The organism is Limnovirga soli, from assembly GCF_013106755.1.
Lineage (GTDB): Bacteria > Bacteroidota > Bacteroidia > Chitinophagales > Chitinophagaceae > Limnovirga > Limnovirga soli.
In genome coordinates this window covers 156575-172298 of the sequence record NZ_WHPF01000014.1, presented here as the reverse complement: position 1 = coordinate 172298, position 15724 = coordinate 156575, and the positions used below count along the sequence as shown (strand labels likewise).

16 protein-coding genes are annotated in these 15724 nt (G+C 41.1%); all 16 read left to right on the top strand.

The genetic code is table 11. The features are described from left to right. Window positions 1–157: 157 nt before the first annotated feature. The 16 genes from GD597_RS18210 to GD597_RS18135 all read left to right on the top strand — a co-directional run bounded on the left by GD597_RS18210 (window position 158) and on the right by GD597_RS18135 (window position 15529). On the top strand, window positions 158–907 hold the full coding sequence (locus GD597_RS18210) for a hypothetical protein (RefSeq protein ID WP_171609338.1): 750 nt from the start codon (window positions 158–160) through the stop codon (window positions 905–907). Window positions 908–913: 6 nt separating this feature from the next. Continuing rightward, window positions 914–4213 (top strand): beta strand repeat-containing protein, encoded by a 3300-nt coding sequence (locus GD597_RS18205; protein ID WP_171609337.1) that lies wholly within the window; start codon window positions 914–916, stop codon window positions 4211–4213. An 11-nt stretch (window positions 4214–4224) separates the two neighbouring features. Next, window positions 4225–4680 (top strand): hypothetical protein, encoded by a 456-nt coding sequence (locus tag GD597_RS18200; RefSeq protein ID WP_171609336.1) that lies wholly within the window; start codon window positions 4225–4227, stop codon window positions 4678–4680. 90 nt (window positions 4681–4770) lie between these two features. Beyond that, window positions 4771–5721: a hypothetical protein gene (locus GD597_RS18195; protein ID WP_171609335.1), complete on the top strand. Its 951-nt coding sequence runs from the start codon at window positions 4771–4773 to the stop codon at window positions 5719–5721. A 158-nt stretch (window positions 5722–5879) separates the two neighbouring features. Next, window positions 5880–6290: a hypothetical protein gene (locus GD597_RS18190; RefSeq protein ID WP_171609334.1), complete on the top strand. Its 411-nt coding sequence runs from the start codon at window positions 5880–5882 to the stop codon at window positions 6288–6290. 53 nt (window positions 6291–6343) lie between these two features. Further along, on the top strand, window positions 6344–7714 hold the full coding sequence (locus tag GD597_RS18185; protein WP_171609333.1) for a S49 family peptidase: 1371 nt from the start codon (window positions 6344–6346) through the stop codon (window positions 7712–7714). 73 nt (window positions 7715–7787) lie between these two features. Beyond that, window positions 7788–8765: a hypothetical protein gene (locus tag GD597_RS18180; protein ID WP_171609332.1), complete on the top strand. Its 978-nt coding sequence runs from the start codon at window positions 7788–7790 to the stop codon at window positions 8763–8765. A gap of 86 nt (window positions 8766–8851) precedes the next feature. Further along, on the top strand, window positions 8852–9289 hold the full coding sequence (locus GD597_RS18175) for a hypothetical protein (protein ID WP_171609331.1): 438 nt from the start codon (window positions 8852–8854) through the stop codon (window positions 9287–9289). 51 nt (window positions 9290–9340) lie between these two features. Beyond that, window positions 9341–9886: a hypothetical protein gene (locus tag GD597_RS18170; protein ID WP_171609330.1), complete on the top strand. Its 546-nt coding sequence runs from the start codon at window positions 9341–9343 to the stop codon at window positions 9884–9886. 32 nt (window positions 9887–9918) lie between these two features. Next, window positions 9919–10143, top strand: coding sequence for a hypothetical protein (locus tag GD597_RS18165; protein WP_171609329.1), 225 nt, complete (start codon window positions 9919–9921; stop codon window positions 10141–10143). A 127-nt stretch (window positions 10144–10270) separates the two neighbouring features. Beyond that, entirely contained in the window at window positions 10271–10648 is a 378-nt protein-coding gene (locus GD597_RS18160; protein ID WP_171609328.1) for a hypothetical protein, read from the top strand. A 3-nt stretch (window positions 10649–10651) separates the two neighbouring features. Beyond that, window positions 10652–14311, top strand: coding sequence for a phage tail tape measure protein (locus GD597_RS18155; protein WP_171609327.1), 3660 nt, complete (start codon window positions 10652–10654; stop codon window positions 14309–14311). Between the two features lie 98 nt (window positions 14312–14409). After that, window positions 14410–14730: a hypothetical protein gene (locus GD597_RS18150; RefSeq protein ID WP_171609326.1), complete on the top strand. Its 321-nt coding sequence runs from the start codon at window positions 14410–14412 to the stop codon at window positions 14728–14730. 107 nt (window positions 14731–14837) lie between these two features. Further along, window positions 14838–15068: a hypothetical protein gene (locus GD597_RS18145; RefSeq protein ID WP_171609325.1), complete on the top strand. Its 231-nt coding sequence runs from the start codon at window positions 14838–14840 to the stop codon at window positions 15066–15068. Beyond that, complete coding sequence (locus tag GD597_RS18140) at window positions 15046–15264, top strand: hypothetical protein (RefSeq protein ID WP_171609324.1); 219 nt, start codon at window positions 15046–15048, stop codon at window positions 15262–15264. The genes GD597_RS18145 and GD597_RS18140 overlap by 23 nt, the downstream gene beginning before the upstream one ends. A 22-nt stretch (window positions 15265–15286) precedes the next feature. Further along, complete coding sequence (locus tag GD597_RS18135; protein ID WP_171609323.1) at window positions 15287–15529, top strand: hypothetical protein; 243 nt, start codon at window positions 15287–15289, stop codon at window positions 15527–15529. Window positions 15530–15724: the final 195 nt, after the last annotated feature.

Here is a 15724-nt window from a genome sequence, read left to right as displayed (position 1 = left end):
TTACAACATTTTAAATTCTTCTCAAAATTGTTCCTTTTTTAAAATTACCCAACGGTAACCCGCTTCCCCTGTCCTTCGCTACCCCACTTCTTTCCACCAATTTGCAGTACACACATAAACCAGTATGTACTCAACCGGCTACGCAGGCTTAACAACTATGCAAAAAGGCCTACCCTTCGAGGGTGGTTTTTGCAAATGGTGGTATACACCCAGGGAGCATATTGCCGCATGGCCAACTATCGATCCTGTTACACAATACTTAAGTTCCGAGCCTACCCTTGCCACCGGCAAAGTTTGGTATGGCCCCGTATACGTACCCAATACACAAATTGGGTTCGAGGAACCCATCAAACGCAATGCCGCTGGTTTATTCTACAATCAAAAACTATCCGGCTATCAACCGGGCGATGATCCTGCTGCACGCATAACCCGCAGCAATATGCCCTACCATCAATATGTGGTAATAGGCCAGCAACGGGCAGGTGGTTTTTTCCTGGTATTGGGCAATCAGCAAAGCGGCCTTCGGTTCGATCCTGAATTTACCACCGGCCCGGGTGTAGCCAAACCAGCCGGCAATAGTTACACCTTAACAAAGCAAAGCCACAACCCCGCATTGCCGCTGTTAATGTTCAGCCAAAGCCCATTAGAGCCCCCACCCATCATAGAAACAAATACCAACAATGTGGAAATCATAACATTCAACACAGAACTGGAAAAAACCTTTGAATGGACGGCCCTGCGCCTTTCCAAATTCGGGCAATTCCCCACCATACAGGTATGGCAAACCGGCGATGTGGCAGAGCCCATCATCATCACCGTACCCATTAATGTAGATGCTGCCCCACCCGATAATACCCAATTCACCATATTTACCCCGGGCGTACCGGGTTTCATTGTAATAAAATAAAAAGCTATGCCCAAAACCTTAAAAACAAGTATTAACCCGGCAACAGCACTGCATAGCAGCTTTACTTGCGTCGCACTCTTGTGCGTTCGCCTAAGTAGCAGCTTAAAAGCCAGTACCAAAGCCCTTGCCACCCTATTATTAGCCTTCGCCATCACCAATGCAGCCAGCGCACAGGTAACCTATATTTATGGGGATACCACTAAAATCAAAGCCCGTGGCACCGGCAATAACGAGTTACAAATCTTCAATGCCACCCGCAGCGTAGAAGGCTTTCTGTACAATACCGGTGGCGGCTTAACCAAGTTTAAACCCGCCATTGATACGGCAATTGCTCTAAACGATTCTACCGTTCGTTTCTCCCGTGGCAGTGCATATTTCGATATTACTATTCACTCCACCATCGGCGGCACCTCAACAAGTGGTTGGAGCATCACCGGTAATGCAGGCACAACAGCAGGTACCAATTTCATCGGCACAACAGATGCGCAAAGCCTGTACTTCAAAGTAAACAACGTAGTATCTGGATGGTTAGATGCCATTGGCACCAACACATCTTTTGGCGTAGATGCACTCACCAGCATAGGCAGTGCAGGCGCTAACACCGCCATAGGCCACGAAGTACTACACAACAACAGCACAGGCATACAAAATACAGGGTTAGGTTACCAGGCATTAATGGCCACCACCAGTGGCGATTATAATACCGCCCTCGGCTCCTATGCCCTAACAGGTATAACAACCGCCACACATAACACCGCAGTAGGTGTATTTAGCTTAAGCAGCTTAAGTACAGGCGCAGCGTACGCCAACAACACCGGCATAGGCTACAATGCAGGTTACGGAATGATCAGCAGCGACTACGGCACTTACCTTGGCTACAAAGCCACCGGCAGCAACGACCTAAACAGCGCAACCGCCATAGGTGCCTACGCCAAAGCCGAGCAAAGCAATAGCCTTATATTAGGTAGTGTAAACGGTAAAAATGGCGCAACCCAAACGGTACGTGTTGGTATAGGCACCACACAGCCATCCACAACCTTGCACCTGGTAGGTGATCTACGTATACAAACCGGTGGCGAAGCCTCCGGAAAAGTATTAACCAGCGATGCCGATGGTAATGCCAATTGGAATTACCCAAATGCCGGATGGTCCTTAGAAGGTAATGCAGGTACCAATCCTTCAACCAATTTTCTGGGGACAACAGATGCACAGAGTTTATTATTTAAAGCCAACAGTATTCTTGCCGGGCAAATTGATTTAGATCATACCAATACTTCATTTGGCTATCAATCCTTATTAAATAATACCAGCGGTACCAGCAATGTTGCATTTGGCGATCAGAGTTTAAAAAGCAATAGTTCAGGTACAGATAATGTGGCAATTGGCCATGCAACTTTATATAGCAATACAACTGTTAATGGTAATGTAGGTATTGGTTCTCAAACCTTATTCAACAATGTAACAGGCACAGGGCTAACAGCAATAGGCGCTTACTCTTTATTAAACAGCTTAGGCAATAATAATATAGCTATTGGCCAATCAGCTTTGCCAACGGTGGTAAATAGTACCGGAAATATTGCTATTGGTAATAATACCGATGTTGTAAGCGACGTGATTACAGATGCTATTTTAATTGGCCATGGTGCAAAGGCAGGTGTAAGCAACTCCATTATTTTGGGCGATACCGGAACAGTAAAAAAGGTGGGTATTGGCACGGGTTACCCTTCAGCTAATTTTCATGTAAAAGGTAGTTTAAGATTTGCCACTGGCAATGAAGCTGCAGGCAAAGTATTAACAAGTGATGTAGATGGAAATGCAGATTGGGCTGATGCTCCAAGTGGCACAAATATTTATAATAGCGATGGAACGTTGACAGGAAATAGAATTTTGGATGGAGACAGCCATAATTTGACAATGCAGAATTTAGATGCCATTACCTTGAAATCTGCAACTGATTTGCTTTTGCATTCAGGCAATACAGATATAGGCAACCCAGACGATGCAACCTACTCAGGTTCATTAAATATCAAAACGCAATATCTGGGTATAAGTTCTGCAAATTTTGAAATGACAGCTTTAGAAGCAGGCGATTATGATGGAAGTTTGCCAAAAGCTAGGCTACAATTTTCGCCTAGTGCATACGGTTATGGATCTGATGCTGATATTTATTTAGGTCCGCGATATGCAAGTCAGGATATAGCATTTACACAAGATTACCCTTTTACATGGACAGATGTAGCCGCAAAAAATATTACTGAGCTTTTAATAAATGATGCAGGCACCGCAAGCGGAGGCCATTTTTTAAGTGGTTACGATGAAGATGCAAGAGGTTACGAACCATCAGCATTATTGCACTTAAATGCAACAGATAAAGGTTTTTTAATACCTCGCATGACAACAGCCCAGCGTGATGCCATCAGTAGCCCGGCAAATGCGCTAATGATTTACAATACTACAACAGAAGCATTTGAATATTATACTGGTCTCACATGGACAGCTATAGGTAGCACCACAGAAACCGAACCCCTATTTACCGCCAGCGATGCAGCCGGTATAAGCAGCAGCGATATAACCAACTGGAACGGTAAACTAAACATAAGCGATACCTCTTCAATGCTTAGCCCTTATGCAAGAACAACATCCGTAGCAATTAAATTAAGTATATCAGACACTTCCAGTATGTTAAGCCCTTACGAACGTGCAGCACATGCTACTGCAACTTTTGCAGTAAAGCCGAGTGGAAGTAGTATTTTAAAAGCAAATGGAAGTGGCGGTTTTACCAATGCAACTGCCGGCACAGATTATGTGAGCCCATCAAGTACTGAAACACTTACAAATAAAAGTATAAGTGGCAGCGCCAACACACTTTCAAATATTCCGGAGAGTGCAATTACCCAATACACTAAAACGCATTATGGCACTAGTTTTAATACTACCAATACAATTGGGGCAAGCACTACAAATTACCTGGCAATTCAAGCAAGTGGTGCTACCAATGCCACAGAAAATAACAGACTTTGGGTAGTACCTGAATCAGGCACACTTAGAAATTTATACGTAGCCATTGCATCTACACAGCCTGCAAGTGGAAGTCTTGTTTTTACGATAAGAAAAGGCACAGTTGGTAGTTTAACCGACCAGTCATTTACATTAACAATAGCAGCAGGAAGTACGGCTGGGGTATATAGTAATACATCTTCTACGCTTTCTGTAACTGCAGGTGATATTCTTAGTTACAAAATAGTAAATAATGCAACTGCAACCAGTGCAGGTATTGTAGTAACCTCTATTATTTTAACCAATTAATAATTATTTCTATGCCACTAATTACTTTAGAAAGTTTATCAATCACTCCTGCTCTACTAATAGATATGCCAAATATCATATTGGCTAACACCGAGTACAAGCGCAAAATGAAAGTACTAAAATTGGAATTTAATCCGGCACAGAAAATCGTTAAGGTAGATACTGTTATTGATCTGTTTAACCTGAATGATGAGCCAATAGATTACAGTGTAAACAACTATGCCAAGCCAATTAATTACAGCGTAAATGCTACTAATAACGCGATTTGCAATGCAGTAACCGGTGCTCACATTTGTTACCTGAACGAATTGGGTGATGATACGCTGGAGCAAAGCCCGGCATATGGCATTAACTATATGTACTCGTTTGATTTCTTTTATGCTATGGCAGCTGGTTCGCCTGTAATTATCAATGCAACAATAACTCAATTTTTAATGCCACACATTTTAGCAGGTGATTGCGATTAGCCCCCACAGCCCCAAACGCATAAGTGAGCGACGCAAGCGGCGATGCCATAAGAACCCACTGATCGGTTAATAAACCTTTAAATAAAAACAATGAAAAAACTCATCTTTATGTTGCTGCTTACGGTTAGCCTGGCAGCAACGGCACAAACCAATTTTGGAGTATTAGTAAATAGCAGTGGTAATTTTAATACCACAGATAAAGCCCTAATGGCCCAGCAATTGGGTGTACCATTTGTACGCGAAAACATTATTCTAAACCAGTTTAACGGCACAGAAAAAAGCTTTGATATTTATGAAAGCTATGGTTTTAAATTTTTGTGTAACCTTAACTGGATGGCTGGTGTAAACACCTTCCCCAATATGTCCGCATATACCGCCGCCCTGGAAGATGTTGCCAATAGCAAATACGGCAATTGCCCGGTGTACATTCTACAAAACGAAGAATTAAACCCAAATTTTAACAAGTTTACGGCTGCTCAATATGTACAAATGCTGCAAGCCGCAGCCGGTGTAATGCACCCGCATGGTTTAAAAATTGCCAATGGTGGCATATATGGCACACCCATGTATCAGCTTACTTACAAATTTTTACACGATACCTACGGCGTTGCCGTAGCAGATGAATTTGCCACAAATGCAAAGCTTACCACCAGCCAAAAAAAGCAGGCAATTGGTACACCAAGCACCAAAATGAAAGACATGCAAACGGTAATTGATGGCGTAAAACAATACTGCGATTTTATTAATGTTCACCACTATATTGATCCTAAAAAAGGCATCACCTCGCAGACCGTTTGGCCGCAAGTAAAAAGCTATTTGGAAATGTACACGGGCAAACCCTGCATTACCAACGAAACCTGCATACGCAACAGCGATGATAGCAGCTATGTATCCGCCACGGTAAACACCTTTAAAACTACCAATACATTTTATTGCAGTTGGTTTAGTGGCGATAGTAATATGGCCGGTGCCCGAAGCCTTTTTAACCTAGATAAAACTATACGTGCCAGCGGCATTGCATTTACAGAAACTACCAAATAAAAAAGGGGCAGTGGTAGGCCATAAGCATGTAGTCATGTAACAGCACAAATCAGCATAAAAAACACAACGGGTTTACACTGCCCTTTCACTGTCCTTTATCACCTGCATGAATCAGATAAAATTTGTATCACAATAAAAAGAACATCAAAATTTTCACCATGAAAAAATTATTTGCAATTGCCTTATTATTAAGCTTTACGTTGGCGTTTAGCCTAACGGCTACAACCAGCCATGCACAGTTAATTAAAACTGTTACGCTAAGTAAAAGCTCACTAAGCAGCACTGATACTGCTTATGTTGTAGTAAGCCCGGATGCCAGCTATGTAAGCCTTGAATTAAAAGCAGTAAAAACCAGTGGCACACCCGCAGGCAAGGGATACGTATATGGCATTTTTCCGGATGGTACCAACTCTACAAAACTGGATAGTTTAACGGTAACCAATGTAGCAACAGATCAAACACTACTATTTGCAATACCGGCAAGGATAAATTATAAAGCCTATAAAATACAGTTTGTAAGTAGCGGCGGTGTATGGGTGCCAACTCTATATTCACTCAGGCGAAGTTGATTAGACTAATCACTGTCCTTTCACAGGCATATGTAATAGATCAATTTTACACTATGAGTTTCAAAAAGGTATCGGCAATATTACGAGGTAACTGGCTAATAGATAAAGGTTGGGCGCAAAGCCACATGCCTTTAGTACATAGCTTTTTACAAGGCAATGCACAAGCCGGTGCCCTTATTATGGGCAGTAGCGAAAATGATGATGAGGAGGAAGATGATAGCCCTGAATTAGTACCCAGCACAGTAAATGTGTACGAGGTTTGCCCACGTACCAAAGTGGCTGAAATACCTTTTGGCGCTATTGCTAATGTAGATATTGTTGGCCCCATGATGAAAGATGGCGATTGGTGCAGCTGGGGCATGTGCGATTATGCTATTCTGATGGATGCTTTAAGAGAAGCACCCAATGTTGCCGCAGTGATCATTGACATAGATAGCCCTGGTGGGCAGGTAGATGGCACCGCTACATTAGGCGATGCCATTCGCAATTGTACTACAGTTAAACCTGTTGTTGGATTTATAGATGATGGCATGAGTGCCAGTGCAGCATATTGGTGCATTAGCCAATGTACTGAAGTATATGTAGGCCAGCCAACTGATGAAGTAGGCAGCATAGGTGTATACTGCACTATTGCTGATTGGAACGCTTATTATGCCAGCTTGGGATTACCTGTTACAGATGTATACAGCACTTTAAGCGAAGATAAAAATGCTACTTATAAAGAAGCCATAAAAGGCAACGAGGCACCGCTACAGGAAAAGCTTGACTTTATAGCCAATGCCTTTATTGATGCAGTAAAACAAGGCCGTGCTGGTAAAATAAAAGGCACAGATTGGGCAACCGGTAAAATGTATTACGCACAGGATGCGCTTGCCTTAGGCCTTATTGATGGCGTAAAGAATTATACTCAATTGGTACAACGTACCAACTCCCTCATTAAAATTTATCAATTTAAATCGATACCAATGGCATTTAATAAAATGTTGGAAATAGCACAGGCTGAATCCTTTGCTGTTACAGATGAAGGCTTTGCAATGAGCGAAGAAAACCTAAACCGCATTGAAGCTGCTTTAACTACAGCCGAAACCAATGCCGCCGCTGTTACCGCTTTAACTGCTGCCAATCAACAGCTAACCGCAGATGTGGAAGCCAATGGTGGACAGTTAATCAAGGCAACAGAAGATCTTGCTGCAGCCAACACATTAAACGTGCAGTTGCAGGAAGAAATTGCCACTTTAAAACAAGCAGCCATTGTAAGCGGTACCACCATTGCAACCCTAACCGGCAAGGTAGAAGCCCTTGAAAAAGGCGATGGTAAAAAAGGCTTTACCGGTGCAGATAGTGAGAAGGATGATATTGATACTGAAGATGTAGAAGATGCCAGTTCAATGGCTTTCCAAAGAGAACTCTTCAGCAAAGTATAGCTTCAACCCTAAACTTTTTTTTACAAACAAACAATCATAAAATAAACCCATAACCCATTAAAATTCTTAAAACATGTCAATAGTAGTAACAGATGTGGTAAGCCAGTTTGGTAGCTATTACAAAGCTGGTGGCGACAATTTCTTAACATTGAGAAACGCTATTTATCAGGCATCTCAAACAGCAGCATATTTTCAGTTGCGCCCAACTGAAGATACTCAATGGCGTGGAACATATTCTTCTTTAAACAGGGTGGTACAGCCTTATCAAAAAGCCTTTACCCCTATTGGTACCTTAACTTTTAAGCCTAACAAGTTCGACTTGTTTAAGCTTAAAATAGATCTTCAGGAAACTCCTGACGATCTGGAAGCTACCTACCTTGGTTTCTTAACATCAGTACCTGATGCAGACCGTGCCAACTGGCCATTTGTACGCTGGTGGTTAATGAACCATGTAATGCCAAAGAAAGATGAAGACCTGGACTTAAATGAGTACTTCGATGGTGTACATGCTGATCCAACACCTGGTACTGCAGGCGATGTAAGTACTGCTATGGATGGTTTGAAAAAAATCATCAAAGGCTATAATACGGATAGCCGTACCAATTTAGGTAATGGCCCAATTGTTACCGGTGCAGCTGCCGCAGATGCCGCAGATTTCTGTACTCAGGTAGAAGATTTTGCCGCATCTATGCCGCATGTATTTCGCAAAAAGATTGACTTCATCTTTATGAGCGCTGATCTTGAATTGCGTTACAAGCAAGGCAAGCGTGCAAAATACAATATGAATTATGCCCAGGCACCTGATTTGATTACTGTAGAAGATTTCCCTAACATGAAAGTGGTAGGTCTGGAATCTCATGGCAGCAGCGAATTAATGTGGGCCACCATTGCCGCAAACCGTATTCGCCCAATGAAGAAAGCTTCTTTGGCTGATACCATGCAGGTAAAACAATACGCTCCGCGTGTGGTAAGTGCCTACACAGATTGGTGGGAAGTATTAAACTTCGAAGTACCGGAGTTTATCTTCCATAACGATCAGGATTTAGCTTAACAGCAGTTCTCCCATTCATACATAACCCTGCTGCTTCGTGCAGCGGGGTTTAAATAAAAATCATTCCACATCACAAAAATATTTTTATGGCAAAGAAAACCATAGAGGAGGAATTACAGGAAGCACTTGGAAACTTGGCCCAGGCTAATGAGCAATTAGGCATAGCAAATGCCAAATTGGAAGCTGCCAATAGTGCTTTCGAAGCATTAACTGCAAAGTCAGCTGATGTAGAAAAATCCAATGAGGAATTAGCTGCCAAACTACAGGAAGCATTGGCCATTAACGATGACCTGCAGAGCGAAATTGAAAAGCTTACTGCAACACCTGCTAATGCCCCAGCCAAAGAAAAAGCCCCAATAAAAGCCGGTGATTTTTCTTTTGAACTGGATGGTGCCAAATACGGTTTTAAATGGCCGGTCGTAACGCTTAACAAGCAACGTGTAACTGCGGAGGATATTTGCAGTAACGTGGAATTGCAAAAGCAACTGGTAGCTGCCAACAGCAGCATGTTAATTGCATTATAAGCCTGCTAAACACAGGTAAAACATACACCTTAAACGCTTAAAAAAACTACAATGTCAAACCTTTATAAGGCTTACGGAAAAGGAGATGTAAAAAATGCTGATGGTGGTTACAAACCCCTCATCAAATTTGCACCAATTGATACCTTTTTAACCATCGCTCCAACCGTTGGTACCACAGCGCTGGGCGATACTAAGAAAATCAGCACAGCACATACTTTTGGTGTAGATGATGGTTTTATTGATTTGCTGTGTAAACAACATTCAGTAACTGCCAAATCGACCACCATTGGCGATGATGGCGCCAGCAGCCTGCAACATACTTTTGAAGGTGAAATAATTGGAGATGGAGCTGTACTAATGGAAGAATTGGAAAAGCAATTAAATGATCAATGTATGTATCTGGTAAAAGATGCAGATTGCATTAATGCTACTGATTACGTACAGTTTGGCGATGACTGTGTGCAGCCAACCATTAAGCTGGAATTTGATGGTAAAACCACCAAAGACGGTCTTAAAAAGGTATATAAAATTACCGGTACCATTATTGGCCATAAGTATTTTTATAGCGGTGCAGTAACTGATAAGCCTGCTGAGTAAACCCAATTTAAAAACAGGTAAATAAAATACCCATGGTACAATTTAATAACAATCTGGTAGCTGCCAAATACGAGGCTGTATTTGATAAAGACAAAAACATTACCCTGCCAGGTAAGTTTAGTGGAAAGTTAAGCAATATAACTCCCGAAGTGGCAGAGCTTTTAATACAAACTGGCGATAACCAGATAAAACTAAAAGCCGCTCCAGCACCAAAACCTGAACCAGGTAAAAAAGAAAAAGAAGATCCTAAAAATTAAGTGTGAGTTGTAAAAATGAAAGCCCCGAACGCTGCATGCGTAGCGGGGCTTTTTTATACCAGTTGCACCTATCCATTATACATTCTTGCGTCGCACTCTTGTACGTTCACCTAAAGCCCAACAAAATATGTTTGAACAAAAAGACATAGAAGCCCTTAATACCGATGTTGAAATTTGGGCAGATAATACGCAGCAAAAAGTTGTAGACCAAATTAATGCCCTATACATAAAACACTACCCCTATTCCACAAACCCGGTACCATTAAGCAAAGCCATAAGAAATACCGTAAGCAAGAAAAACGGGTTAGCCAGTCGTATTGGTTATAAAATGCCAAAAAGTGGTGTATTTCTACACAAAGGCGTAAGCCGTGGCCATGGCATAAATAACCCACGCACGGCTAAAGAATTCATTGACCCCGTAATAGATGCCAATATTGATGAATTAAGAGATATAGTGGCCGATGGCCAAGGCACCCTAATTATTAATGCCCTAAAAATCAAATAGCAAATGGGTAACATTAGCAGCAAAACGGTAAGTATATATATTGATCAAACCGCAGCGGTAACTGCATTAGAAAATTTACAGTTTAAAGCAGATGGCTTTAGCAAAAAAATTGAAAATGCCCGTAAGGAACAGGAGAAACTTAAAAAGCAAATTGAAGATACCAGTGCTGCCGGTGGCAGCATTACCAAACTACAGGAGCGCTATGACCAGCTGAGCACTAAAGTTAATGGCTATAATAAAACACTTCGCGAAACTGCAGAAGCTCAAAAGAAAATTCAAGATAGTATTGATAAGGGCCTTCGACCCTCATTTACCCAACAGGAAAGATTGGTAAATGCCTTACGTAATCAGCTAAGGCAAATGAGTGAAGATGCACCCGGATATGCAGAAAAGTTTAAAAAATTCAGAGAATCATCTGCCGAGTTAGACCGTATGAAAACCGCCATTAATGGCGTAGATAAAGCCCAAAGCAATTGGTTTCAGCAAGCAAAAACCGTGGCGTTTGGTGTATTAATTGGAAATACAGTTCAAGCAGCAGTCGCTGCAATTGGCAGCTATTTATCTGGTATTGTAAGTGGCAATGCCAAACTAAGTGATAGCTTGGCAGATGTACAAAAAACTACCGGCTTAACTGCCGCGCAGGTAGCCAGTTTAAATAGCCAGTTAGGTAAAATAGATACCCGTACAAGCACTGCCAATTTAAGAGAAATTGCTATTGGCCTGGGGCAAATAGGCGAAGCTGCCACCGCTGCCAATGTTGCGGCCATTGATAAAATTGTAGTGGCCCTGGGTGATGAATTTGGTGGTGGTGCCAAAGAAATTACCACTACCTTAAGTGTACTTCGTAACAACTTACAGGATATAAAAACCGGTGATTATGGCACCGATGTTGCCAATATTGGTAATGCCTTAAACGTATTGGGTGCAAATGGTTTGGCAACGGCTCCAGTTGTAGTGGATATTGCCAACCGAATGGCTGGTGTTGCCGGCACATTTAAATTAAGCAGTGGCGAAATATTGGGTACTGCAGCAACTTTTCAAGAATTGGGTATTGAGGTTGAGCGTGGCTCTACTGCCTTTACCAAAATACTGCAAAAAATTGCGGTTGAACCAGAGAAGTTTGCCAAGGTAGCAGGCGTACCTATAAAAGAATTTACCAACCTGGTTAATACCAATATGCTACAAGCATTTAGCAAGGTAGCAGAAGGTGCAGGTAAAGCAGGCAGCAGCAATGTGGCTTTTGCCAGAATATTAAAAGAGCTTGATGCTGATGGCACTGGTGCCGGTGAGGTATTGAGTAAGCTGAGTAAAAATCAGGAGCTATTAACCAGCAAGGTAAGCCTTGCCAGCGAAGCACTTACCAACCAAAACAGCTTAACGCAGGAGTTTAATTTAAAGAACGAAAACCTTGCGGCCAACTTAGAAAAGCTGGGTAAAATTATCAATTCATTATTTGCCAATAGTGTACTTTCAAATATACTGGCAAGTATTACCGGTAGTTTGGTAGATATGGCTAGCAGTACCAAAACTGCCACTGAACGTTTTGATGAACAGCAGACCAGCGTAAATAACCTGGAGAAAAATATAAACCCATTGCTGGACAGGTACGATACCCTTAAATCAAAAACCAATTTAAATGCCACCGAGCAGGGCGAATTAAAAAAGATCATCGCCAGTGTTACTTCTATCCTACCATCTGCAGCCAGTGAGTTTGATAAATATGGCAACGTAATTGCCATCAATACCGGAAGGGTCCGTGAATTTATTGATGCAGAAAAAGCCCGTTTAAAAGTCACCAATGCCTCTGCTATTCAGGAAAATAACAGCAAACTTTCAGAGATTGAACAAAGGTTGGCTATAACCAAAAAGCAGATTGATCAAATTGCGAATACAGGGTCATTCCTGGTTACTGTAAAGGAGTCCGGTGATGGTAAAACTGGTGGCACCACATTCCAAAGAAAAGCAACCGAGGCAGAAATAAAACAAAAGCAGGATTTATACCGGGAATTATTATCGCAGCAGTTAGGTTATAGTGCTGAGGTAAAGCGGTTGAACGGTGATCAGTTGCAGGAGCAGATAGATGCAGCAAAAAAATCTACTGAGGAACAATTAAAAAACCAACAAAAAGCAGATGCAGCTTCACTATCTCAAACAATAGAAGGCAATGCTAAAAAAGATCAGGAACTGGAAAAAGCTTTATCCCGTTTAAAAGCCCTTTCCGAAGAATTTAGCAAACTCTCTCAATCAGATTATGCATATGCTTTTCAACAGATCTTCCAGCAAAAGGCAGAAGATGAAAAACTATTCAGAGAAAAGTTTGCAGGTGAAGCGCTTACCAAAGCCTTAGACCAACTACAAAAAACCACCGAGCAGAAGATAATTGACCTTAACGAAAAGCTAGGTAGCAAAGCAAAGGATAACCCGGTAGTGGTAGATGTGGTGCCTGAAATACAGGAGGAAGATATTGCCCTGTTAAAAGCATCGATGGGAAGGTTCTTAAAGTCGCTCAGCGAAGATGAACGCAATGCCGCAGCGAAACGTGCCTTAGCATTACTAAACGGCAACCGCAAAGAAAAACTAAATGCCACTATAGGTAATTTGGATGCAGCCGAACAGAAAGAATTAAGCAATACTGAATTACTTGAAAGTGAAAAGGAAGTAATCCGAGAAAAATACAGGCATCAACGCAGCCAGGCAGAACAGGAATCATTAAATGAGGAACTGGATAACATCAGTAATGCCCTCAGTTATTTTCAGGAAGCGGTAAATATTGCAGATAAGTTTAACCAGGCAAAAACCAGTAAAGAAAATTCTGCTTTATACAAACAGCTTAAAAGCAATGATGTAGAAAAGCAAGCATATAAAAAATTACTCGATACCAAACTAATTACCCAGCAGCAATACAATCAGCAGATAGATAGGCTGGATAAAGATGCAGACGCCAAAAAAGAAGCCTTACAAAAAAAGCAGTTTGAAAGGCAAAAGAAACTGGAATTAATTAATGCCGGTATCAATGGTGCCCAGGCCGTACTTGCTACCATCAAACAATTTGGCGCACCCATACCGCCCAACTTTGCAGGTATAGCAGCTTTTGCATTTACATTGGCCACCGTTGGTGCAGAAATAGCGACCATAGCTTCAAAAAAATATGCATTGGGTGGTAAATTAGAAGGCCCCAGCCACGAGGCAAACGGAATAAAAAGGAATGTAAATGGCCGTCATGTAGAATTTGAAGGCGATGAGGGCGTAATTAAAAAAAGTGCCATGCGCAGTAACCGCATGTACACGGTTACCGGTACACCCAGCCAAATTACAAGCAGCTTAAACGGTATGTATGGCGGTGTAACCTGGGATACAAGCGCCATCGTTACCCCCAGCTATAAACGCCGCCCCTACCAGGCGGTAGATTATAGCCGCATCAATAGCAGCTACAGCAATTTAAAATTTGCCGAAGGTGGTATTACTCCCGGTACCAATGGCAACGGTGGCAATGGGCAGCCGGTAATCATTAATAACAGCGATGAGGAAACAAAAGCACTTATGCGGGCCGTACTAAAAAGGTTAGAAAATCCAGTAGCGCCATACGTGAATTTCAAATTAACTAAACTGGAAGATGCCCAAAGCCAAAAGGCAAGAATTCAAAACAACGCTGGTTTTCATTGATTAAAATTTTGTTTAATACTATCGCCATAATTGTATTTAATTACTAAACAAATAAGATTTTAGTAAATTAAGCGCTCAAATCAAACCCGAAGACTACCATGGAATTAGTGAAGTACCTGAAGAGAAGCGATGGCCCTGAACACAGGAATACTATTGCAACTTTAGTAAAAGAACTAACACCACTGTTTGACAAAAAGCCGGACAAAATCACAAGTGAATTTGTCTTATTATCTGTCTGGCAGTTCGATGAAGACAATGATTTGGCTTCCTCTATTTCTTTTATTGAACAACTAACCCTAACCCTTACGTATCAATTAGCAAACGAACATGATCTGCCTATGAGAAATCAGATTATGAAGCAAATTGAAAAACTAAAAAAACTGCAGCAACTGTTAACTGTATTGTATGGTTGCTGCTAATACAACGCAATGCTGCCCTTTTGGGTAGCATTTTTTGTTTGTATATAATAAAACTTTCGCTAACTTCATAACTCAAAAGTGAGCCACACGTAAAACTGCCAACCGTTATGGATAAAGAATCTGTACATAAATTAATCAATCATGATGGCATTACAGTTGTTTACCGCAAAAAGCCGCCAGTATTTACTGCACAAATAAATACAAGTACTTTTGCTTTAACCAATATTCTTTTTCTGGAACCTATTGAGGAAGGTAAAAAGGAAGCACTATACAAAAAAGCCATCGCCTTTACCAAACACTACTTACGCACCCACAATGACAACAAACGAAGCCTTTGAGCAAATGATTAATACCCGTGGAATTTTTCGTATATTGGGTTTAACTAAAGGTACAGTAGGTAAAATGCGCAGCGACATGCGTGCCGGGCTAAACAATATTTCTTTGGATAAGAAAATTGCGCACCTGCAAAAGGCTGGTTATATTATTAAGCAGGAAATGAAATGGGCGGAAAAAGGGAATACGCAACACGAATAAAACCAATATAAAAATTATTAAGATGGAAAATATATCCTCCATAAAACATCCGGACTATGGATTTAATGTAGATGAAATTGCTTCCATCTTAATTCAAAAGAAAGGGCAGGATGGTGCATTATTATTTTGCGATGAATTGATTGCTAAAAAAAATGAGGAGATTAAAGAATTGATGTTAGATAGCAGTATCTTGGTAACGTCCTTGCTAAATAAAATATATTTCTATAGCCTGGTTAGAAATAGGGTGGAAAAAGGATTTGAATAAATAAATTTCTAATATATTGTAACCATTATCCTTTTTGGTATAGTTATTGCATGAAAGTTAATGGTTTTTAACAGTCAGCCAAATTACTATTTATTATCACCCCAAATTAGTAAGCTATGCCAATAATGCATATACTTTTAATCTCATTTCCAAGTTGTAACAATCCAATATATTACCTTAAAAAAAGTATATAAA

What these genes read in the sequence shown, in the direction of transcription:
- GD597_RS18210 (WP_171609338.1), top strand. Translation starts at nt 158, where the DNA reads ATGCAAAAAGGCCTACCCTTCGAGGGTGGTTTTTGCAAATGGTGGTAT.
- GD597_RS18205 (WP_171609337.1), top strand. Translation starts at nt 914, where the DNA reads ATGCCCAAAACCTTAAAAACAAGTATTAACCCGGCAACAGCACTGCAT.
- GD597_RS18200 (WP_171609336.1), top strand. Translation starts at nt 4,225, where the DNA reads ATGCCACTAATTACTTTAGAAAGTTTATCAATCACTCCTGCTCTACTA.
- GD597_RS18195 (WP_171609335.1), top strand. Translation starts at nt 4,771, where the DNA reads ATGAAAAAACTCATCTTTATGTTGCTGCTTACGGTTAGCCTGGCAGCA.
- GD597_RS18190 (WP_171609334.1), top strand. Translation starts at nt 5,880, where the DNA reads ATGAAAAAATTATTTGCAATTGCCTTATTATTAAGCTTTACGTTGGCG.
- GD597_RS18185 (WP_171609333.1), top strand. Translation starts at nt 6,344, where the DNA reads ATGAGTTTCAAAAAGGTATCGGCAATATTACGAGGTAACTGGCTAATA.
- GD597_RS18180 (WP_171609332.1), top strand. Translation starts at nt 7,788, where the DNA reads ATGTCAATAGTAGTAACAGATGTGGTAAGCCAGTTTGGTAGCTATTAC.
- GD597_RS18175 (WP_171609331.1), top strand. Translation starts at nt 8,852, where the DNA reads ATGGCAAAGAAAACCATAGAGGAGGAATTACAGGAAGCACTTGGAAAC.
- GD597_RS18170 (WP_171609330.1), top strand. Translation starts at nt 9,341, where the DNA reads ATGTCAAACCTTTATAAGGCTTACGGAAAAGGAGATGTAAAAAATGCT.
- GD597_RS18165 (WP_171609329.1), top strand. Translation starts at nt 9,919, where the DNA reads ATGGTACAATTTAATAACAATCTGGTAGCTGCCAAATACGAGGCTGTA.
- GD597_RS18160 (WP_171609328.1), top strand. Translation starts at nt 10,271, where the DNA reads ATGTTTGAACAAAAAGACATAGAAGCCCTTAATACCGATGTTGAAATT.
- GD597_RS18155 (WP_171609327.1), top strand. Translation starts at nt 10,652, where the DNA reads ATGGGTAACATTAGCAGCAAAACGGTAAGTATATATATTGATCAAACC.
- GD597_RS18150 (WP_171609326.1), top strand. Translation starts at nt 14,410, where the DNA reads ATGGAATTAGTGAAGTACCTGAAGAGAAGCGATGGCCCTGAACACAGG.
- GD597_RS18145 (WP_171609325.1), top strand. Translation starts at nt 14,838, where the DNA reads ATGGATAAAGAATCTGTACATAAATTAATCAATCATGATGGCATTACA.
- GD597_RS18140 (WP_171609324.1), top strand. Translation starts at nt 15,046, where the DNA reads ATGACAACAAACGAAGCCTTTGAGCAAATGATTAATACCCGTGGAATT.
- GD597_RS18135 (WP_171609323.1), top strand. Translation starts at nt 15,287, where the DNA reads ATGGAAAATATATCCTCCATAAAACATCCGGACTATGGATTTAATGTA.